Origin of the sequence: Nonomuraea sp. B1E8 (assembly GCF_039871515.1) — a bacterium.
Taxonomy (GTDB): Bacteria; Actinomycetota; Actinomycetes; order Streptosporangiales; family Streptosporangiaceae; genus Nonomuraea.
The window spans coordinates 47,435-68,148 of sequence record NZ_JBDPLS010000007.1 but is presented as its reverse complement, the minus strand read 5'-3'; the positions used below and the strand labels follow the sequence as shown (position 1 = coordinate 68,148).

The following is a 20,714-nucleotide window of genomic DNA, read 5'->3' as shown; positions in this document are numbered from 1 at the left end:
GTGCTTCACGGGGGAAGTACACGGCCGGCGCGGGCCCTTCACGGGAGGAAGGCACGGCGCAGGTGCACGGGCAGGACTCGCGCCCGGTACCACGCGCTGGCGTAGGCGTCGTCGAAGGGGTCGATGTCGGCGCGGGCCGCCTCGCCCGCCTCGGTGAGGCTCTCCGGTGTCAGCGGCCGGTCGCTCAGCAGGCGTTCCGCGGACACCGCGCGCACGGGACGCGGAGCGAGGCCGCCCAGCGCGATCCGGCGGTCGCCGCCCGAGGTGACGGAGGCGACGGTGACGATGGCCGCCGAGTTCAGGCGGCGGCGCATGGCCTTGTGGTAGTGCCAGGCGCCCGGCTCCGGCAGCGTGAGCCGTACGGCGACGACGACCTCGCCCGCGGCGACCCCGGCGGCCAGGACGTCGGCCACCGGCGCTTCTCTCCGGCCGGCCGGGCCGGCGATCTCGCAGGTCGCGTCGAGGGCGAGCAGGCAGACGGCCAGGTCGCCGTACGGCTGCGCGACGAACAGGTTGCCGCCCACGGTGGCCTGGTTCCTGATGGTCGGTGAGGCGATCGTGCGCAGCACCGGCCGCAGGAAGGCGAGGCCGGGGTGCTCGCCGACGGCGGTGAGCGTGGCCGCCGCCCCGATCGTGGCCACCCCGTCGTTCACCTCGACGCCGCCGAGCCCCGCGCGGCGCAGGCTGACCAGCTCGGTCACGGCCGCGGACCCGCTGGCGACCAGGGGCATGACGACCGTGCCTCCGCCCATGATCCGACCGCCCCGCGCCGAGGAGGCGACCACGCCGTCGAGGGACTCCGGTACGTGCACCGCCTGGATCGCCATGCGCGGCCTCCTTGCGCCGAGGTCCTCTAATTATCGATAATTGATTATCGACAGGAAGGCGTCAAGAGATCGTCTTCATCGATAATCGGTAGGATCGTTCCCGTGACCGAAGAGCCCTCCAAGCTGCCGCGGCTCACGCTGGCTCGGCAGATCCGCGACTCACTGGTCGGCAGGATCGTCTCCGGCCAGGTCAGACCCGGTGAGCGGCTGGTGGAGACGCGGCTCGCGGCCACCTACGGCACCAGCCAGGCGCCCGTACGCGAGGCGCTGCGCGAGCTGGAGGCCATGCGGCTGGTGGAGACCCAGCCGCGCCGGGGCACCTTCGTGCGGCCCTTCATCCAGGAGACGCTGCGCGAGAGCTATGTCGTGCGCGCCGCACTGGAGGAGACGGCCACCCGGCTGGCCCTGCTGGCCGGGACCGTGCCGGTGGAGTCGCTGCGGGCCGACGTGGAGGCGATGCGGGCCGCCGCCGTACGCGGCGACAGCGAGGCGGCGACCCGGGCGAGCGTGTCCTTCCACCGGCACATCGTCGAGGCCGCGCACAACGAGCTGCTCAAGCTGACCTGGGAGGGCCTGCAGATCGAGGCACGCACGTCGGTCACGATGGTCGCGACCGAGGTCGACCTGCACGACATCGTCCGCGACCACGCCGAGCTGCTGGCCACGATCGAGGGCGGCGACCTGGAGACGGCGTGCCGGCAGGCCCGCGACCACCAGTGGCACTACGCCGACCTCCCGCACGACGCCCACGGGCGCATGCGCGACTCAGCGACGGGCTGACCGGGCCGGCCGGTCACGCCCACCCGCTCGGCGACGGGCCGGCCGCGTCACGCACCGCCCGGCTCGGCGGTGCGCTCCCACATCGACCTCATCTCGGCGAAACCCTGCTCCATGATCTCCACCATGGCGCGCCTGGCCCGCTCGCCGTCGCGCCGCTGGATCGCGTGGGCCACGTCGGTGTGCAGCTGCAACGCCCGCTCGTCCGGGTAGTGGGGCATCAGGTGATAGTGGTGGCGGCCGGCGAGCACCTCGGCGACGATCAGCTGCAGCGCCTCGAACATCTCGTTGCCCGAGGCGGCCAGCACCCGCCGGTGGAAGTCGATGTCGAGGTCGAGGAAGCGCGCCTCGTCGCCGGCCTTGCCGGCGGCCCACAGCTTGGCCGAGACCCCGACTAACTCGCTCGCGTCGTCGTCGTCGATCCGCTCGGCGGCCAGCCAGGCGGCGTGCGGCTCGATCGCGGTGCGCAGCTCGGTGATCGAGCGCAGCTGCGCCATCCGGGCGTCGGAGGCCAGCCGCCAGCGGATCACCCGCGGATCGAAGACCTTCCACGCCCTGGCGGGCTGGATCATCACACCCACCCGGCGCCGGGACTCGATGAGCCCCATGGATGCGAGCACCCGCAGCACCTCGCGGATCACCGAGCGGGAGACCTGGCAGCGGTCGACCAGGTCGTCGATGCTCAGGACGGAGCCGGCGGCCAACTCGCCGCTGCAGATGGCGGTGCCGAGGTGGTCGAGGACACGCGCGTGCAGTCCAGCCTCGGCAGGGGCACGCGGGGTGGGTGCGCCCCCTGGGGCAGAAGACTGATCCACGGGATAAAGCATATCAGTTAGAAGTCGACACTTGAATAAATCAGCTTATTTGTCCTAACATCCCGGCATTAAGCGGATGCTATAGAGGGCGTGGCGTTGTTCCCGGGGGCGGCGGCCATGACAGAAAGGCGAGATGACGTGCGACGACGTCGATCGATATTCGGTACATCTCTGGCCGTGGTCGTGGCCATGGGCCTGTCCGCCTGCGGCGGTGGCGGCGACGACGCCGGTGCGTCCAAGACGATCCGGGTCACCCTGGCCAACCACGTGTGGACGGAGAACGTCAAGAAGGCGCTGCCCGAGTTCGAGAAGCAGACCGGGCTCAAGGTCGAGGTCACCCAGCTCGGCGAGGACCAGCTCTCCGACCAGTACAACGTCAAGCTGAACGCCGGCTCGGCCGACATCGACGTGATGATGTACCGCCCGCTCCAGGAGGGCAAGCTCTTCGCCAAGAACAAGTACCTCGCCGACCTGTCCGCCCAGGTGAAGTCCGAGACCTGGGACTTCGGCGACTTCCAGGCCGGCCCGGTCGAGGCCACCACGTACGAGGGCAAGCCGGTCGGGATCCCGATCATCACCGAGCAGGAGGTCCTCTACTACCGCAAGGACCTGCTCGACAAGGCCGGCCTGAGCGCCCCGCCGAAGACCCTCGACGAGCTGAAGGCCGCGGCCGCCAAGATCAAGGCGGCCGAGCCCGACGTCGCCGGCTTCGTCTCCCGCACCGGCAAGTCGACGGCGGTCACCCAGTTCTCCAGCTTCCTCTACAGCTTCGGCGGCGACTTCGTCGACGGCGGCGGCAAGGCCGCGGTCAACAGCGCGGCGGCCAAGCAGGCGTACGCCTACTACGGCGGGCTGATCAAGGACTCCGGCCCGGCGAACGTCAGCACCGACATGGGCTGGCCCGAGGCGATGGCCATCTTCACCCAGGGCAAGGCCGCCTTCTACACCGAGGCGAACTCGCTCTACAAGAACGCCACCGACCCGGCCAAGTCCAAGGTCTCGGACAACGTGGGCTTCGCCCCGTTCCCCGCCGGTCCCGCCGGTTCCAAGCCGTACAACATCCCGTCGTGGGCGCTGGGCATCAACGACAGCTCCGAGAACACGGACAACGCCTGGAAGTTCATCGAGTGGGCCACCGGCAAGGAGCAGACGCTCGCCCAGCAGAAGTCCGGCGTGCCGGGCGCCCGCACCTCCGTCTGGGCCGACCCCGAAGGCACCTCGACCTTCCCGGAGGACCTCGCGGAGGCCATCGCGGCCAGCACCAAGGATGGGGTGGGCCATGACCGGCCGCTGGTCGTCCAGGTCGCCGAGGCCCGCGAGATCGTCGGCCAGCCGATCGTGGACGCGATCACCGGCAAGGACGCCGCCGCGTCCGCCGACACGGCGAACGCCGCGTTCCAGAAGTTCCTGGACGACGAGGCCAAGTAAGCGGCACGCGCGGGTGGCGGGAACGAGCGCCCGCCACCCGCGTACCCCGCCCCTCCCTGGAGACCCCATGGCAACCATCACGACCAAGGCGCCGCGCGGCACCCCCACCGCCCCGGGCACGCCCGGCTGGGTGCGCTGGGTCAACGACCACCGCAAATGGCTCTTCGCCGCGCCCGCGATGACCTTCGTCGCCGCGCTGCTCGTCTTCCCCCTGGCCTGGACCGGCTACCTCAGCCTGACCGACGCCGAGGGGTCCGTCCGCGCGGAGAGCGAGTTCGTGGGCCTGCAGAACTACCTCGACGTGCTCTCCGACACCGCGCGGTTCTGGCCCGCCGTCGGCAGGACCGCCGCGTTCACCGGCGTCGCGCTGCTGTTCGAGGTGGTCTTCGGAATGGCGATCGCCCTGCTGCTCTGGCGGCCGTTCAAGGCCCAGAAGTGGGTACGCGTCGCCATCCTGTTGCCGCTGGTCGCCACCCCCGTCGCGGTCGGCATGATGTGGCGGCTCATCTTCGACCCGAACATCGGCCTGGCCAACCAGCTGCTCGGCTGGTTCGGCATCGGGCCGCAGCCCTGGCTCGCCGGCCAGTACACGGCCCTGCCCACCACGATCTTCATCGACGTGTGGCAGTGGACGCCGATGGTGGCGCTGATCCTGCTGGCCGGGCTGACATCGCTGTCGGACGAGCCGCAGGAGGCGGCGCGGATCGACGGCGCCAGCACCTGGCAACGGTTCCGGCACGTCACCCTGCCGCTGCTGGCGCCCACACTGACCGTGGCGATCCTGCTGCGCGGCATCGACGCGCTGAAGACCTTCGACATCCTCTACGCCACCAAGGGGCGGGGCGGCGGTTCGTTCCACGAGGTGGAGACCCTCAACGTGTACGCCTACGGCCTCAGCTTCGACTACAACGAGTACGGTGTCTCCTCCACCGTCCTCATCCTCTTCTTCCTGATCATCATCGGGGCCATGTGGGCCCTGACCGCCCGGCGCAAGGAGGCCCAGCGATGAGGCCACGGCCCGCGTACCGGGTGTTCCGGGTGGTGGCGCTCACCGTCGTGGTGCTCACGCTGATCGCGCCCCTGGTCTGGATGATCGCCGCGTCGTTCAAGACCAACGTCGACATCTACGATCCGGGCAAGGCGCTGGCCTTCTCCCCCACCGTGGCCAACTACGCCAAGGTGCTCCAGCAGGCCAACTACGTCGAGTTCATCGTCAACAGCCTCTGGGTGGCGTTCGCCGCGACCGTGGCCTCGCTGGTCCTCGGCCTGCCGGCGGCGTACTCGATGAGCCGGTTCGCCATGAAGAAGTCCGCGCTGGTGGTGCTGATGGCCCGGGTCATCCCCGGCGTCTCGCTCCTGGTGCCCTGGTTCTACGTCTTCTCCAACCTGAAGATGGTCGGCGGCTTCGGGGTGCTGATCATCAGCCACATGTTCGTCTCGCTGCCGCTGGTGGTCTACATCATGATGGGCTATTTCGACAGCCTGCCGGCGGAGCTGGAGGAGGCGGCGCTGGTCGACGGGCTGACCCACATCGGCGCGTTCCGGCGCATCACGCTGCCGCTGTCCATGCCGGGGATCGCCACCGCCGGGATCCTGTCCTTCATCTTCTCCTGGAACAACTTCATGTTCGCGCTCGTGCTCTCCGACGCCGGCACCAAGACCCTGCCCGTGGCGATCTTCGACTTCGTCGGCTACGCCAGCATCGACTGGGGCGGCCTGATGGCGGCCACCACCGTGGTGACCCTGCCGATCATGGTGATCGCGCTGTTCGTGCAGAAGTACGTGGTCTCAGGCCTCACGGCCGGCGCGACGAAGGGCTGACCGGCATGACGACCATCGCACGCATCGAGACCTTCCTGGTCGCCCCCCGCTGGCTCTTCGTCCGGGTGGAGACCGGCTCCGGCATCGTCGGCTGGGGCGAGGCCACCTGCGAAGGGCGGTCCGAGACGGTCCGCGCGGCCGTGCACCAGCTCGCCGAGCTGCTGGCCGGCCGGGACGCGCTGCGCATCGAGGACCACTGGCAGGTGATGACCAAGGGCTCGTTCTACCGGGGCGGCCCCATCCTGGCCAGCGCCGTGGCGGGCCTCGACCAGGCGCTCTGGGACATCGCGGGCAAACACTTCGGCGCCCCCGTGCACCAGCTGCTCGGCGGTCCCGTCAGGGACCGCATCCGGGTGTACGGCTGGGTCGGCGGCGACGAGCCCGGCGAGGTGCGCGACCACATCGCCGCCCAGGTGGAGGCCGGGCTCACCGCGGTGAAGATGAACGCCTCCGGCAGGATGAGCCCGGTCGCGTCGGTCGCCGAGCTGGACGGCGTGGTCGCCCGGGTGGCCGCCGCCCGCGAGGTGCTCGGCGACCACCGCGACGTCGCCGTCGACCTGCACGGGCGGTTCACCCTGGCCAACGCCCGCCGGCTGGCGCCGCTGCTGGAGCCGTACCGGCCGCTGTTCATCGAGGAGCCGGTCGTCCCGGAGAACTCCCACCTCATCGGCGAGTTCGTGCGCTCGACCACCGTCCCGGTGTCGACCGGGGAACGGCTCTACAGCCGGCAGGAGTTCCTGCCCGTCCTCCAGGCCGGCATCGCGGTCGCCCAGCCGGACCTCTCGCACGCCGGGGGCATCACCGAGGTGCGCAAGATCGCCGCGCTCGCCGACGTGTACGACGTGCAGCTCGCGCCGCACTGCCCGCTCGGCCCGATCGCGCTCGCGGCCTGCCTGCAGGTCGGCTTCGCCACGCCGAACTACCTGATCCAGGAGCAGAGCCTCGGCATCCACTACAACCGCGGCGCCGACGTGCTCGACTACTGCGCCGACAAGACCCCGTTGACCTTCGTGGACGGGCACGTCGAGCGGTTCACCGCGCCCGGCCTGGGCATCGAGATCGACGATGCGCAGGTCCGTGCCGCCGATGAGAAGGGGCACGCCTGGCGCAGCCCTGTGTGGCGGCACCGGGACGGCTCCTACGCGGAATGGTGACATGTCCCAGCATCACCAGCGGGGCCGCCGCGCGTACACGGCCCGCGGCCCGGCCCCGTCCCCCGCTCGCACCACCCGTGAGAAAGGCACCACGTGAAGATCACCGCTGCGGACGTCATCGTCACCAGTCCCGACCGCAACTTCGTCACCCTCAGGATCACGACGGATGACGGGGTCACCGGGCTGGGCGACGGCACCCTCAACGGCCGTGAGCTGTCGGTCGCGTCGTACCTGGCCGACCACGTCGTCCCCCTGCTGATCGGGCGCGACCCGCACCGCATCGAGGACACCTGGCAGTTCCTCTACCGCTCGGCGTACTGGCGGCGCGGGCCCGTCACCATGGCCGCCATCGCGGCCGTCGACGTGGCGCTCTGGGACATCAAGGCCAAGGCCGCCGGGATGCCCCTCTACCAGCTGCTCGGCGGCGCCTCCAGGAACGGGATCATGGCGTACGGGCACGCCTCGGGCCGGGACCTGCCCGAGCTGTTCGACTCGATCCGCCGGCACCTGGAGCTGGGATACCGCTCGATCCGGGTGCAGACCTCCGTTCCGGGCATCAACGCCGTGTACGGCGTGGCCGCCCAGCCGAGCGTCGACGGCAAGCGCTACGACTACGAGCCGGCCCAGCGCACCGCGCTCCCCGCGGAGGAGGACTGGGACACCCGCGCCTACCTGCGCCACCTGCCCGGCGTGTTCGAGGCGGTGCGGAACGAGTTCGGGCCCGAGCTGCCGCTGCTGCACGACGGGCACCACCGGATGACCCCCATCCAGGCCGCCAAGCTCGGCAAGGCGCTCGAACCGTACGACCTGTTCTGGCTGGAGGACTGCACGCCGGCGGAGAACCAGGAGGCGTTGCGCCTGGTCCGGCAGCACACCACCACCCCGCTCGCCATCGGCGAGGTCTTCAACACCGTGTGGGACTACCAGACGCTCATCCGCGAGCAGCTCATCGACTACGTGCGCTCCGCCGTCACCCACACCGGCGGGATCACGGCCATGCGGAAACTGCTCGACTACGCCGCTCAATACCAGATCAAGTCCGGCATCCACGGCCCGACCGACATCTCGCCGGTCGGCATGGCCGCAGCCCTGCACCTGGATCTCGCGATCCACAACTTCGGCATCCAGGAGTACATGCAGCACGGCGCCGCCACCAACGAGGTGTTCCGGCAGTCGTTCACCTTCGCCGACGGCTACCTGCACCCGGGCGGGTCGCCGGGGCTCGGCGTGGAGCTCGACGAGGAGGCGGCGGCGCGCTTCCCGTACCAGGCGGCGTACCTGCCGTTCAACCGGCTCAAGGACGGCACCGTCCACGACTGGTGAGGCCCGGTCCGCCCGGCCCATCGCGGTGCCGGGCAGACGCGTGCCCTGCCCGGGTGCTACCAGAACCTCACTTCGGGAAACTTCCCTGACGGCCTGTCCAGGAGGGGCCGGCGCTCGCCCTTGAGGTGCGCGTCGAGGAACGCGGTGACGTACGAACGCGTGATCTTCAGGGCTCGCCTGCCGTCGATCGGCGTCTTGGGCAGCCCGAGCTGCGGCAGCAGCACCGCGTAGTCCATGAAGCTCATGTGTTCGGCGCCGGTCACCGTCAGCCAGCGCTTCTCACCGCCCTTCACGTGCGGCCAGAACTGGTCCCACGAGCCGTCCTTGCCGCCCGACTCCGGCTGGTGCCGGGGATTGCCGATCATCATGAAGGGCTTGGCCACCGGCTTGGCCGGCGTCTTGGGGTTGTAGGTGCCGTCGAGGTTGACCGCGGCCTTGATCCGCCCGGACACCGGCAGCAGGTGCGCCGCGCTCTGGCCGCCGACCGAGTGGCCCACCATGGCGATCCTCCTCTCGTCGATCAGCCGGTTCCAGCGCTTGTCCGCTTTCAGCCGCTTGAGGACGAACTCGGTGTCCGCGGCCCGCACCCTGGCCACCTTCTCCCCCGTCTCAGGGGTCTGACCGGCCTTTCCCGCCTCGAACGTGACGGTCCTGCCGTCAGGGAAGGTGGTGGCCAGCGACTCGTAGGTGTGCTCGATCCCCGCCACCAGGTAGCCGCGGCTGGCGAACTCCTCGGCCAGCGAGGTCATGCTCGCGCGGGGCATGGTCATGCCGGGTGACAGGACCACCAGGGGCCAGCCGCCTTTCCGCTGCAGCGCGGGAGCTCCGGCGCGGGCGTGCGTCACGGTTTTGGCGAGCGTGTCCGCCGGCACGTCGTCGAGCCGCGGCTCGCTCCTGATGATCAGCTCCGATTCCTGCGGCGTGAGGTACGGGGCGCGCTTCCCCGCCGCCTTACGCGCCGGGTACCAGATCGAGACCATCAGCTCGCGCGCGTCCCGGTCGGTGACCCAGGGGTCGGGGCGGCTGGAATCGATCAGGTGCAGTTCGGTCTTGCCGACCGGGCGGTCGCCGGTCGGCGCCGGCAGGGCGGTGACGGGCGCGGCGGCCTGGGCCGGGATCGCGCCCAGGGTGGTCAGTGATGCGGAAAGCGCGAGCACGCTCGCGGCCACGGTCTTGTTCATGCGCTCAACCGTGCCGTGCGACGGCGGCGAACCGTCCCCGGCGAAAGTCACACGGCCACTGCGACTTTCGTAGGGGATGGCCGATCCGACAGGCGCATCTCTGCCGTCAGGGGCGCTCGGGCTGCCGCGGGACCAGCAGCCCTCGGTTGAACGCCTCGCTGACGGCGGCGGCACGGTCGTTCACCCCGAGCTTGGCGTAGATGTTGAGCATGTGCGACTTGATGGTCGCCTCGGTGAGGAACAACCGCGCCGCCGCCTCCCGGTTCGTGGCCCCGGCCGCCACGAGCTGGAGCACTTCGACCTCGCGCGGGCTGAGCGGCCCGGGAACGGGCGCGCGCACGCGGTTCATCAGCAGGGCCGCCACCGACGGCGCGAGCACCGCCTCGCCGCGGGCCGCCGCCCGGACCGCGCGCGACAACTCGTCGCGGGGAGCGTCCTTGAGGAGGTATCCGGTGGCGCCCGCCTCGATCGCCGGAAGCACGTGGCTGTCGGTGTCGTACGTCGTCAGCACCAGCACGCGGGCCTCGCTCCCCCGCTCGGCGAGCTGGCTGATCGCGCTCACGCCGTCGATGCCAGGCATCCGCAGGTCCATGAGGATCACGTCGGGGCGCAACGTCAGGGCCAGCCGTACCGCCTCGGCTCCGCCGGCGGCCTCCCCGAGCACGTCGAACTCGGGGTCGCGGGCGAACATGCTGCATAGCCCGTCTCTGACCACCGGGTGATCGTCCACGATCAGCAGCCCGATCGGGTGGCTCACGCGCATGCCTTCGCCCGCTCCGAGGGGACGCGGGCCGAGATGCCCGTGCCGGCGCCCGGCTCCGACTCGATCTGCAGGGTGCCGGCGACGCTCTCGATCCGCTGCCGCATCGCGATCAGCCCGAACCCGCCGCGATCGGCCCGCGGGCTTTCGTCGGCGGTGTCGAGCCTGGCCGGGTCGAAGCCGCCGCCGTCGTCGCGGACGTCCAGAGCCGCCTCGTGCTCCAGATACGACAGGGTCACCCCCACCCTGGTCGCCCGCGCGTGCTTGGCCACGTTGGCCAGGGCCTCCTGCGCGATCCTGAGCAGCGCGGCCTCGGCCTCCGGCCTGATCGGCCGCGCCGTACCGGTCGTCGTGACCTGGACGCGGATCTCGTGCAGCGCCGACCAACGCTCGGCGACGCCCGCCAGCGCCTCGCCCAGCCGCGCCGAGCGCAGCGGCTCCGGACGCAGCGCGTGCACCGACCGCCGCGCCTCCGACAGGCTCTCCCTGGCCAGCCCGGTCGCGGCGGCGACGTGCCGGCGCCATCCCGGCGGGTCGTCGCCGGCGTGCTCGGCCGCGCGCAACTGGCTGATGATGCCGGTGAAACCCTGCGCCAGCGTGTCGTGGATCTCCCGCGCCATCCGCTGCCGCTCGTCCTGCACCCCGGCGTCGCGTGCCTGCGCCAGCAGCTGCTCGTGCAGGGCCGCGTTCTCCGCCAGCGACGCCACCAGTTTGCGGTTCGCCTCGCGCGCCTCGTCGAGCGCGCGGTCCCGCTCCTCGTTCCGCTCGTCGTCGCGCCGGGCGAACCAGGCGAAGGTGCACATGGGAATGACGTTCGCGGCGATGACGGCGCCGTAGGTGACCAGGCCGGCGACCGTGGTCTTGTCGATGCCGTACGCCTGCGCCGTGCCCGCCACCGCGCCCGCCGCGGCGATGCCGACCGGCTGCCACGGCCACGGCAGGACGTGGAAGCCGTAGATGTAGACGGCGGGGGTGAAGAAGCCGAACCACGGCGACCTCACTACGAGGACCGCCCAGAGCACGACCAGCACGGCGAAGAAGACCGCCATCACCCGCACCCGCTGGCGCCAGGCCGGGCGGAGCGTGTAGACCCCCAGCATCCACGCCGCCAGCAGCGCGGGCAGGACGAGGTCGGTGAGCCTGGACGCGTCGGACGCCGGCCGGCCGGCCACGGTGACCGCGGTCAGGAACGCCAGCAGCGCGTACGGCCCGACGGCCGTCAGCACGGGCCACCGTGCCACGGGGTCGTTCATCCGCCTCCTCCTCCCGCGCGGCTCGCTCCCAGCCGACAATCTAGCTCCAGCACCTCTTCAACCGGTCACCCGGCCCGGGGAGGCTCGACGGCCAGGGCGTGCCTGAAGACGTTGCGCGGGTCCCACCTGGCCTTCACCCGCTGCAGGCGCGGGTAGTTGTCCTTGTAGTAGAGCGTCTGCGCGGGCACGCCCGAGGTGTTCCACTTCGGGTCGGCCAGGTCGGCGTCGGCGTAGTTGATGTAGGAGCCGTCGTTGACCGCGCCGGGCACGGGCACGCCGCCGGTGCCGGCGTACACGTCGCGGTAGAAGCGGCGCACCCAGGCGAGGTTGGCCGCGTCGTCCTTCTCGTCGCTCCAGATGGTCTGGTAGACCGCCTTCATGACCACGTCGCGCTGGGCGATGGCCGTGTCCCCTGGCGCGACCGTGCCGACCTCGCCGCCGTAACCGATGAGCAGAATGCCGGACTCCGGCCCGCCGGTGGTGTTCGCCAGGTTGCGGTGCACGGCTGCGAGCTGGGCCTCGGTGAATCGGCGTCGCAGATATCCGGCCTTGATCTTGTACCGGCGGGTGAGCAGGTCGCCGGCCTCGCCGGTGCCCGGCCAGGTCATCGGGTGCAACCACGGCAGCGTACGCCGGAGGTCGAGCACCGGCGTCAGCCCGACGCCCGCGGTCACCGCGGACACGAACTCGCTCACCAGGTCGTCGGCCTCGGGGAGGTCCGCGTCGATCTGAACGTTCAGCATGGCGGTGCCACCGGCGCGGTGCGAGACATGGAGGATGCCGTACAACCCGGCGTGCGGGGAGCCGGGTGCGCTGTTGCGCTCATGCCAGGCCCCGAAGTTGCGCAGCAGACCGGTGAGCGCCCGTTCCGTCATGTGCTCCCAGGACCAGATGACCGTCTGCTGCAGCATCCGCTGCGGCGACGGCGGCAGCAGTTTCGCCGGATCGGCACCGGTCGCGCCGGGCGAGCGCAGCCAGTAACGGGTGACCACGCCGAAGTTGCCGCCGCCACCGCCGGTGTGCGCCCACCACAGGTCACGGTTCGGGTCGCCGGGCTCGCGGGTGGCGACCACGGCGCGGGCGGTGCCGTCGCGGTCGGCCACCACGACCTCCACGCCGTATAGGTGATCCACCACCGAGCCGTACCGCCGGGACAAGGCGCCGTAGCCGCCGCCCGAGAAGTGCCCGCCGGCACCCACCCCCGGGCAGCTGCCCGCGGGGATCGTCACGCCCCAGCCCTTGAACAGCGTCCGGTACACGTGGCCGAGCGTCGCTCCAGGCTGCACGGCGAACGCCCGCCGTCGGGCGTCGTAGGCGACCTCGTCCATCGGTGCCAGGTCCAGCAGCATGCGCACCGCCGGGTCGCCGGTGAGGTTCTCGAAGCAGTGCCCACCGCTGCGCACCGCGACCCGCCTGCCGGACCGCACCGCGTCCGACACGGCACGCACCACCTGGTCGGTCGAGCCGCACACGCGGATCTCGTCCGGCCGGCCCGCGAACCGGAAGTTGTTACCCCGCAACAAGGTGTCGTAACGGGGGTCACCAGGACGTATCGTCACCGGCCCGAACGCCGCCGCGCCCGTTTCCGCCGACGCGACCTCGGCACCCCACGTGCCGGCCACCCCCGCGACCGCGCCGGCACCCGCGCCGGCGAGCAGTCCACGACGACTCATCGCCCTGCGGCCGGGCGCATTCGTGTTCCCACCGCTCGTCTGCGACATGTGTCTCGTTCCTTCCGACCTGCTGGAGTTGAGGTCGTCAGCCTCCCAATCCGGCAGCGAGGCGCACATCCACCCATGCCATGAACCGGCGGCTGAACCCGCCGCCCCACCGGACGGCTGACCCGCTCCACCGGACGGCTGACCCGCTCCACCGGACGGCTGACCGGTCCGTGTTGAGCGGGCTCCCGCGAGTGGCGATGATCGAGTGCCGGATTCGACGAAAGGACCGTCATGGGGCATGTGCTGGTGACCGGGGCCACCGGGGGGATCGGCAGGGCGGTGGTCGGCGCGCTGGCGGAGGCGGGGCATCGGGTGACCGCCGTGGGGCGCGACGTCGGGCGGCTCGACGTCCCCGGGGTGGAGGCGGACCTGGCCGATCCCACAACGCTGGCCGCCGCCGTCGGCGCGCTGGAGGGCGGGCTGGATGACGTGCGGGCGCTGGTGCACTGCGCCGGGATCTCTCCCGTGGAGGCCGTCGCGGACGCGGATCCCGAGACCTGGCGGCGGACGCTGGCGGTGAACGTGGCCTCGGCGGCCGAGCTGGTACGCCTGACGTTGCCCGCCCTACGGCGGTCGAGAGGTCATGTGATCTTCGTCAACGCCTCACCGGGGTTGACCGGCGTTCCCCGCTGGTCGGGGTTCGCCGGCAGCAAGGCGGCGCTGCGGGAACTGGCCGACTCCTTGCGCGAGGAGGAGGCCGCCCATGGGGTGCGCGTCACCACGGTCTATCCCGCGGCGACGGCGACCGACCTGCTGGGGGAGGTCAGGCGGGCCTTCGGGCGCGCGTATGATCCGGCGTCGTGCATCCGGCCGCAGACGCTGGCAACGATGATCGTCTGGGTGCTCAGCGCGCCGGCGGACGCCTATCCCAGCGAGCTGTCCGTCCTGCCGTCGCCGCGCTGAGCAGGGCCGGCCCCTTGAGTTCACGGGCCGCGAGGCGGCGAAACACCCGACCGGGACGATGCTCGGCCGGATGCCTCTGAATCCGATGGTCAGCTCACCGGCGGCGCCGACGGCGCCGGCGCGCACTCGCGCCGGAGCGGTCCGGATAGAGATCCGGAGGGGGCGCTGGCTGACGTGCAATCCCGAAGTAGTGCAGAAGAGACATGGCATCCTCCGTCGTGCTCGTGCCGTCCACGGGACAGTGATGTGCCCGCTCCACAGCGACAACACCCCCCGTGTCCCGGGTCTGCCCTTTCGGACAGCTTCTGACCTGGTTTTTACCCCTGAGCTGGGCACGAACACCGCCACGCCTCTCACCCTTGATCGGCTGAGGATCCCCGCATACCCTGCCCGTGCGGATCACCCCCTGCCCGGCCCTCCACGGACGGAGTCGCACGTGATGCTGATCAGGACGAAGGCTGCGTTCGTGACCTCGCTGGCCTCGATCGCCGTGGCGGTCACGCCGCCCGTGGCGCACTCCCAGGCGACGACGGCCCGCGCGGCCTCGTGCCCGCTCGTCTTCGGGCACGGCGGCTATCCTTCAGGGCCGAACCCCTGGGAACGCGACCAGATCCGCCAGCCCAACAACGTCCGCGGCGTGAACGACCAGAAAGCCTGGGGCGCCGACGGGGTCGAAGGCGACCTCCAGCTCACCCGGCACGGCACCAAGGCCGTCATGTGGCACAACACCTCCACCAACGGGCTGACGGGCACGAGGAAGAACATCACCGACCTCTGGTGGGCGGCAGGAAGCGACAACCTGCGCGACCGCCGCGTCGCACGCGGCCCGTACGCGGGAGAGCAGGTCTACACGCTGCGGCAGTGGCTCGACCACGTGCGCGGAACCGGCCTGATCGCTCTGCTGGAGGTCAAGCCCGAGGCCAGAGCCGTCCTGTCCGACCCCGCCTACGCCGCGACCGCCTGGAAGGAGATCTCCGACCCGATCAACGAACGCCAGGCCTCTCAACGCATCCTGGTCTACTCCCAGGACTCCTGGGTCCAGGCCGAGCTCGCCAAGCGCCACCCCGGCCTCCTCAAGGGCTCCGAGGCCCGCTGGACCGACAGCGTGAGCTGGACGGAGCCGCCACCCGCCTGGAACGGCAACGTGAGCCGCTGGCAGGAGGTGCTGGCCCAGGCGCCGAAGAGTGTGATGACGAACTTCACCAGGGAATATCGCGCCTGGCTCACCGGCGCCTGCGGGTAGGCCGGCCGCCCTCGCGTCCGGTGGCCGCGCCCGGATCTCTCAGTCGTAGAGACGCCAGGGCATTCCGTTCGTGGCGTGCACCAGTTCGAGCATCCCCCGCGCGGAGCATTTCGGTGGACCCTCCTCGAACAACTCCACCCCGCTCACGATTTTGTCGAAATGGTCGTGCTGGGTGAAGCCCCACAGGTAGAGCCTCTTCTTCCGTGTGTCAAGATAGAGCAACGCCGCCCTGTTCCGATCGGCTCGGATATCCTGGACATGCACCAGGGCCGGGTTTTCGGCCGTGAGCTCGTCGACGAAGTCGGGGTCCGATTTCATGCCATGGACAAGCGCCAGGGAGAGCGCGCCGCCGTCCGCGAAGTGCTTTTTCGCCAGGTCGAGTGCGCCCTGGGTGGCCTCGATCAGATAGTTCTTCTTTCTCGCCTGCCGCTTGTCCTCATTATCCGCGGCTCCCCGCCCGATCCTGTGTCCGAGCTGGGAGACGTGAGAGACCAGGGCCCCTCTGCCCTCCTTCGAGGTGATGATCACACCGGTGCATCCCGCGAATCCTGTGGTGTAGATATCTATGGCGCCGGTCCGGGAGACGCCGACTCCGCCCTGACCGACGGTGAAAACCTTCACGTCGTCACGCTGAAAATCATCGTTTTCAACCGGATATCGGATCTCCATGATCGCATGGTAGGGCGCGCCCCGAACACGGTCAACCCCTGCAATCGCGCCCGAACAATGACGCACACTTACTTGACGTGTGCCATGACGAGCCCATCACCCGTACAACGATAGAATTCAGCACGCCGCACCGTGCCGAAATGGCGCGGAAATGTTGAAATGAACGACCGGTTTCCGAACGTGGTCAGACCTGTGCCTGCCAATCCGGGCGGCATTCCGCACATCGGCATTTCACGCATGCGCGCGTCAGGCGCCTTGGGCGCCCGCGTGCGGCTGGAGTATCGCTGGAGCGGGCCGGCGGACCCGGTCCAGCGACGCTCGACGGGCCGTCGTCCGGCCGGCGCGAGCGTCAGGCCATGGGTACTTTCAACGAAGGTTCTGTGACCGGACGCGTGGCGGTGCTGGGCGCGAGCGGCTGCGTGGGGCGGCAGGTGTGCGCCGCCCTCGCCCGCCGGGGACGGCCGCCGGTGGCGGTGGCCCGCCGCCGCGCCGCCCACCTGGGCGCGTACCGGTTCCTGCCGCTGGACGTCGCCGCGCTCTCCGGCGGGGAGCTGGCCAAGGTGCTGGCCGATGAGGGCGTGGAGGCGGTCGTCAACGCCACAGGCGGCTGGGTCGCGGGCGACGAGGAGATGCACCGCACCTACGTCCGGCTCGTCGACCAGCTCATCGAGGCCATGACGATGCTGCCGGGCCCGGCCCGTCTGGTGCACGTGGGCAGCGTGCACGAGTACGGCCCGACTCCGCACGGGCTGACCATCACGGAGCAGCTGCGCCCCGCGCCGCAGAGCGTCTACGCGCGCACGAAGCTGGCCGGCTCGCGCCGCATCCTCGACGCGGTCCGCGCCGGGGAGCTCGACGCCGTGGTGCTGCGGGTGGCCAACGTCTACGGCCCGCACCCAGCCGAGGCCAGCTTCCTCGGCGGCCTCGTCGGCAAGCTGCGCGACGGCGCGGAGCTCGACCTGACGATCGTGGACGCATGGCGCGACTTCGTCGACGTCAGGGACGTCGCCGACCTCGTGGTGGCGGTGACGGCCGACCGCGCCGCCGACCCGCTCGTCAACGTCGGCAGCGGCCAGGCGATCAACATCCGCACCGTCGTCGAGGACCTCCTGGCCGCGGCGGGACGGTCACCGGAGTCGGTACGCGAGCGCGCGGGCGCCGTCCAGGCCAGGGGAGGCGACTGGACCCAGGTGGACATCACGCATGCGACACGCCTGCTCGGCTGGCGGCCACGCCGCACCCACCTGGAGTCGGTACGGGCCATGTGGGAGGCCGCGGGCGCGCCCGCCGGCGTGCTGTCGTCGCACTCGACCGCCTGAGCACCGGGCCCCACGGGCTCTCCTCGCGGCACCCACGGGCTTCACGGGTTCCCCACGGGTGCTCGATCGGTTCTCCACCGGGCCTCCACCGCGTCTCCATCGGGCCTCCACCGGCCCTGCGCACGGTCGCTCCCATGCGCATACTCTTCACCACCATCGCAGCGGCGGCCCACTTCCACCCGACCGTCCCCCTCGCCTGGGCGCTCCGCGCCGCGGGACACGAGGTACGGGTGGCCTGCGAGCCCGGTTTCACCGCCACCGTGACCCAGTCGGGGCTGCCGGCGCTCGCCGTGGGACAGGACGTCGACCTGCGTACCTTCTGGCAGGGCCACGACCTCGGCCCGCGGGAGGACATGACCGCCGAGGAGCACCAGCGGCTGCGCCTGACCCGCGCCATCGGGATGTTCTCCGGCATCGCGGCCGCGGCCGCCGACGACGTCATCGCCTTCGCCGCGAGCTGGCGTCCGGACCTGGTCGTCTTCGAGGCACGCGCCTACGCGGGGCTCATCGCCGCCCGGCGCCTGGGCGTGCCCGCCGTACGGCACCTGTGGGGTCTGGACACCACCTACGGGCGCCGCGACTTCGACGCGCCGGCCCTGGAGGAGCTGTGGTCGCGGTACGGCCTGGAGGGCGTGGACCCGCTCGGCGACCTCACGGTGGCCCCGTGCCCGCCCAGCCTGGCGGAGCCCGGCGAGCTCCCCAGGAAACACATCCGGTACGTGCCCTACAACGGGCCGGGCGTCATGCCGTCGTGGCTGCTCCGGCCCGTCGAGCGTCCCCGGGTGTGCGTCACGTGGGGGCACATGTTCGCCCAGCGCACCGGCACCCTGCACGGCCTGGAGCTGGCCGTCGCGGCCCTGCGGCACCTGCCCGTCGAGGTGGTGGCCGCGATCACGCCCGGCCAGCGGGCCCTGCTGGGCGAGGTCCCGCCCGAGGTGCGGATCGTCGAGTCGATGCCGCTGAACCTGCTCCTGCCCACCTGCGACGCCGTGGTCAACGGAGGTGGCGCGGGCACGATGATGACGGCGCTGGCGTCGTCCGTACCCATGATCATGGTGCCGTCGCACGCCGACGAGTACCACTACGCCGAACGGCTGGGCGGCGCGGGCGCCGCGGTGAGCGTGGACTACCGCCAGGCCGACGCGGCCGCCATCGAGCGCGCCGCCGCCACCGTGCTCGGCGACCCCGCGTACGGCACGGCCGCCACCCGGCTCCGCGACGAGAACGCCCTGCTGCCCACACCCGGCGACCTCGTCGCCGACCTGGAGAAGCTGGCCGTCGCCTAGCCGGACGAGCCCGCTCGACCTGCTGGTCGGGAACGGGTCCTGGGACGCCTGAGCGCGTTGCGCCGCGACGAGTTGCGGCGCATGGACGCCGCCCGCGCCCCGGCGACGCCCGGGGGCCGGGCTCACTTCTGCGGGCTGATCCCCCGCACGGCCAGGTCGAGCAGCCGATCCGCCTCGGCGGGGGGATCCGGCCGGCGCTCCGTGGCCAGGACGATGCCGGTGACCAGCGCGAGGAGGTCGGCGACGGTCACGCCGGGACTGACCGCACCGGCGCGTACCGCGCGTCGCAGCAGCGGCTCGCCCGCCTCGGTGAGTGTCACCGCGCAGGCGTTCACCTGCCCGGGTCCCATCAGCCCGTCCTCCACCAGCGCGGCGGCCATCCCCTGCGCGCCGGCGGCGTACGCGGTGACCGCGCCCAGCCACTCCAGCAGCGCGGCCCGCGCGTCCGCCGATCCGGCCAGCTCGTGGGCGCGGGCGCTCAGGGCGTCGATGCGCTCGCGGAAGACCGCCTCCAGCAGCGCGCGCCGGCTGGGGAAGTGCCGCCGCACGGTGGCCGAGCCGACGCCCGCCGTGCGGGCGATCTGCTCCAGGGAGGCGTCGGCGCCGTGCGCGGCGACCTCCGCCTCCGCCACGGCGAGGATGCGCGCGTAGTTGCGCCGGGCGTCCGCACGCAGGCCGGACATGGGCGTCACCTCCGGGAACGTCAAGTGGCGGGGCCCTCCGTACCGTAGCGGAAACACACGGCGCCCGCGGGGACGCGGCAACCGCGGGCCGTCAGAGACGGCCCGCGGTACCCGTGTCAGGCGCAGGCGATGGAGCCGGTGAACGGGCAGGGGTCGCCGGGGGCGGTGTAGGCGACCCGGTCCACCTGGAACGTGAGCGTCCTGCCCGGGTCCTCGAACGGCCCCATGTGCTCGGTCAGCGTGTCGCTCCCCCACACGTTGAGGAACAGGTTGGCGTCGAGCTCGGGCAGCCGCGCGGCGTCCGTGATGGAGTGGACCTTCGTGCCGTTGACGTAGTAGTCGATCTTGCTCTCCGACCACACCATGCCCACGTCCACGAACCCCTCGGGGATCGGCACCAGCGTCTCGCCCAGCGGCGTCCTGTCGTCCCAGGCCACGAGCTTGACCTTGCCGGGGTCGCGGCCCATGACCTTGATGTCGATGGCCTCGCCGGTGACGTAGGTGAACATCGCCGACATCAGACCGGACCCGGCGACGCCTTTCAGCCGGGCCTCGTAGGTGCCGTGCCCCAGCCGCTGGCGGGTCTGGACCTCGGCGCAGGCGTACTGCCGGTCGCCGGCCGCCTTCTTGGTGAACGACAGGTTGAGCATGCCTCCGGCGGCGGAGACCTGGTCGCGGGCCCAGGTGCAGTTCTGCTGGGCGCCGTTGTTCCAGCCGTCGGAGACGTACCAGCGGGAGGTGTCGAGGGTGTCGAAGTCGTCCACGAACGACGTGGTGACCGAGCAGGCGACCGAGCCGGTGAACTGGCACGGGTCACCGAGCTTGGTGTAGGCGATGTGGTCGTAGGACGCCTCGACGGGGTGGCCGGGGTAGGTGAAGGGGCCCATCCAGCCGGTCAGGGTGTCGCTGCCCCAGATCTGGGCGAACAGGATCTGCTCGTGGGTGGGCACCTGGCCACCGGTCAGGGTCTTGACCAGCGTGCCGTTGACGAAGAAGCGCAGCCGGCCGGGCTCCCACACGTACGCGAAGTCGACGTAGGTGGACGCCGAGTCGGCGGGCAGCGCGACGGGGAATCCGCCGGAGGACGTGCCGTTGACCCAGGAGTTCACCTCGACCTTGGTGGTGTCCTTGCCGAGCACCTCGAAGTCGATCTCGTCCCACGGCTGGTCGTGCACCGGGCCGATGTAGGAGAAGAAGGCGGAGTTCAGGCCGCTGCCCTTGCCCGCCTTCATCCGGGTCTCGAACGTGCCGTAGCCGAGCCGGGCCCGCGACTGCACCTCGGCGCAGGAGTAGTCGCGCTCCCCGTACGCCTTGTCGTCGAAGGTGATGGTGAGCGCTCCGCCCTCCACCCGTACGTTGTTCCTGTTGAACTGGCAGTTCTGGTGGTCGCCGTTGTTCCAGCCGTCGGAGACGTACCAGCGGCCGGTGTCGAGGGCGCCGTCGAAGCGGTCGATGAACGACTCCCCCGCGGCGGCGGTGGCGGGCTGGACGGGGATCAGGGCCAGCAGGCCGAGGATGAGGGCGGTCACGGTGGCGCTCAAGCGGGACATG

Annotated in this window: 19 protein-coding genes; 10 read left to right on the top strand and 9 right to left on the bottom strand. The window is 71.1% G+C overall.

The genetic code is table 11. The features are described 5' to 3' along the window. Positions 1-38: 38 nt before the first annotated feature. Entirely contained in the window at positions 39-827 is a 789-nt protein-coding gene (locus tag ABGA98_RS23445; protein ID WP_347620528.1) for an FAD binding domain-containing protein, read from the bottom strand. A gap of 102 nt (positions 828-929) precedes the next feature. Here ABGA98_RS23445 and ABGA98_RS23440 point away from each other — a divergent pair, with 102 nt between their 5' ends. Beyond that, positions 930-1,607, top strand: coding sequence for a GntR family transcriptional regulator (locus tag ABGA98_RS23440; RefSeq protein WP_347620527.1), 678 nt, complete (start codon positions 930-932; stop codon positions 1,605-1,607). 47 nt (positions 1,608-1,654) lie between these two features. Here ABGA98_RS23440 and ABGA98_RS23435 read toward each other — a convergent pair whose 3' ends face one another. Then, positions 1,655-2,419, bottom strand: coding sequence for an FCD domain-containing protein (locus tag ABGA98_RS23435; protein WP_347620526.1), 765 nt, complete (start codon positions 2,417-2,419; stop codon positions 1,655-1,657). A gap of 138 nt (positions 2,420-2,557) precedes the next feature. Between ABGA98_RS23435 and ABGA98_RS23430 the strand changes: the two genes are divergently transcribed. From ABGA98_RS23430 to manD, 5 genes are all read left to right on the top strand, one after another. Next, positions 2,558-3,847: a sugar ABC transporter substrate-binding protein gene (locus ABGA98_RS23430; protein ID WP_347620525.1), complete on the top strand. Its 1,290-nt coding sequence runs from the start codon at positions 2,558-2,560 to the stop codon at positions 3,845-3,847. A 67-nt stretch (positions 3,848-3,914) separates the two neighbouring features. After that, entirely contained in the window at positions 3,915-4,856 is a 942-nt protein-coding gene (locus tag ABGA98_RS23425; RefSeq protein ID WP_347620524.1) for a sugar ABC transporter permease, read from the top strand. Next, positions 4,853-5,668 carry a carbohydrate ABC transporter permease gene (locus ABGA98_RS23420; protein ID WP_347620523.1) on the top strand — a complete coding sequence of 272 codons (816 nt, stop codon included), beginning with the start codon at positions 4,853-4,855 and terminating at the stop codon, positions 5,666-5,668. The genes ABGA98_RS23425 and ABGA98_RS23420 overlap by 4 nt, the downstream gene beginning before the upstream one ends. Before the next feature lie 5 nt (positions 5,669-5,673). Continuing rightward, positions 5,674-6,822 carry a galactonate dehydratase gene (gene dgoD / locus ABGA98_RS23415; RefSeq protein ID WP_347620522.1) on the top strand — a complete coding sequence of 383 codons (1,149 nt, stop codon included), beginning with the start codon at positions 5,674-5,676 and terminating at the stop codon, positions 6,820-6,822. A 93-nt stretch (positions 6,823-6,915) separates the two neighbouring features. Continuing rightward, a complete protein-coding gene (gene manD, locus ABGA98_RS23410; protein WP_347620521.1) occupies positions 6,916-8,145 on the top strand; it encodes a D-mannonate dehydratase ManD in 1,230 nt (409 codons plus the stop codon). Between the two features lie 56 nt (positions 8,146-8,201). On the opposite strand, the gene ABGA98_RS23405 is transcribed toward manD, so the two are convergent. The 4 genes from ABGA98_RS23405 to ABGA98_RS23390 all read right to left on the bottom strand — a co-directional run bounded on the left by ABGA98_RS23405 (position 8,202) and on the right by ABGA98_RS23390 (position 13,060). Next, the gene (locus tag ABGA98_RS23405) at positions 8,202-9,326 is read right to left on the bottom strand and encodes an alpha/beta hydrolase (RefSeq protein WP_347620520.1); all 1,125 of its coding nucleotides are present in this window, start codon (positions 9,324-9,326) and stop codon (positions 8,202-8,204) included. Between the two features lie 106 nt (positions 9,327-9,432). Then, positions 9,433-10,083 (bottom strand): response regulator transcription factor, encoded by a 651-nt coding sequence (locus ABGA98_RS23400; protein ID WP_347620519.1) that lies wholly within the window; start codon positions 10,081-10,083, stop codon positions 9,433-9,435. Continuing rightward, positions 10,080-11,339, bottom strand: a complete 1,260-nt coding sequence (locus tag ABGA98_RS23395) for a sensor histidine kinase (RefSeq protein WP_347620518.1) — start codon at positions 11,337-11,339, stop codon at positions 10,080-10,082. Before ABGA98_RS23395 ends, ABGA98_RS23400 begins: the two co-directional genes overlap by 4 nt. Before the next feature lie 65 nt (positions 11,340-11,404). Beyond that, complete coding sequence (locus ABGA98_RS23390) at positions 11,405-13,060, bottom strand: FAD-binding oxidoreductase (RefSeq protein WP_347620517.1); 1,656 nt, start codon at positions 13,058-13,060, stop codon at positions 11,405-11,407. A 231-nt stretch (positions 13,061-13,291) separates the two neighbouring features. Between ABGA98_RS23390 and ABGA98_RS23385 the strand changes: the two genes are divergently transcribed. Further along, complete coding sequence (locus ABGA98_RS23385; protein WP_347620516.1) at positions 13,292-13,963, top strand: SDR family NAD(P)-dependent oxidoreductase; 672 nt, start codon at positions 13,292-13,294, stop codon at positions 13,961-13,963. 439 nt (positions 13,964-14,402) lie between these two features. Then, positions 14,403-15,206 (top strand): glycerophosphodiester phosphodiesterase family protein, encoded by an 804-nt coding sequence (locus ABGA98_RS23380; RefSeq protein ID WP_347620880.1) that lies wholly within the window; start codon positions 14,403-14,405, stop codon positions 15,204-15,206. A 39-nt stretch (positions 15,207-15,245) separates the two neighbouring features. Here ABGA98_RS23380 and ABGA98_RS23375 read toward each other — a convergent pair whose 3' ends face one another. Further along, positions 15,246-15,875 carry a hypothetical protein gene (locus tag ABGA98_RS23375; RefSeq protein WP_347620515.1) on the bottom strand — a complete coding sequence of 210 codons (630 nt, stop codon included), beginning with the start codon at positions 15,873-15,875 and terminating at the stop codon, positions 15,246-15,248. Positions 15,876-16,255: 380 nt separating this feature from the next. Between ABGA98_RS23375 and ABGA98_RS23370 the strand changes: the two genes are divergently transcribed. Both ABGA98_RS23370 and ABGA98_RS23365 read left to right on the top strand, forming a co-directional pair. Further along, positions 16,256-17,194 (top strand): NAD(P)-dependent oxidoreductase, encoded by a 939-nt coding sequence (locus ABGA98_RS23370; protein ID WP_347620514.1) that lies wholly within the window; start codon positions 16,256-16,258, stop codon positions 17,192-17,194. 134 nt (positions 17,195-17,328) lie between these two features. Further along, positions 17,329-18,480: a nucleotide disphospho-sugar-binding domain-containing protein gene (locus ABGA98_RS23365; RefSeq protein WP_347620513.1), complete on the top strand. Its 1,152-nt coding sequence runs from the start codon at positions 17,329-17,331 to the stop codon at positions 18,478-18,480. 122 nt (positions 18,481-18,602) lie between these two features. On the opposite strand, the gene ABGA98_RS23360 is transcribed toward ABGA98_RS23365, so the two are convergent. After that, the gene (locus tag ABGA98_RS23360; protein WP_347620512.1) at positions 18,603-19,163 is read right to left on the bottom strand and encodes a TetR/AcrR family transcriptional regulator; all 561 of its coding nucleotides are present in this window, start codon (positions 19,161-19,163) and stop codon (positions 18,603-18,605) included. Positions 19,164-19,279: 116 nt separating this feature from the next. Beyond that, a complete protein-coding gene (locus ABGA98_RS23355) occupies positions 19,280-20,713 on the bottom strand; it encodes a family 16 glycosylhydrolase (protein ID WP_347620511.1) in 1,434 nt (477 codons plus the stop codon). Position 20,714 lies beyond the last annotated feature (1 nt).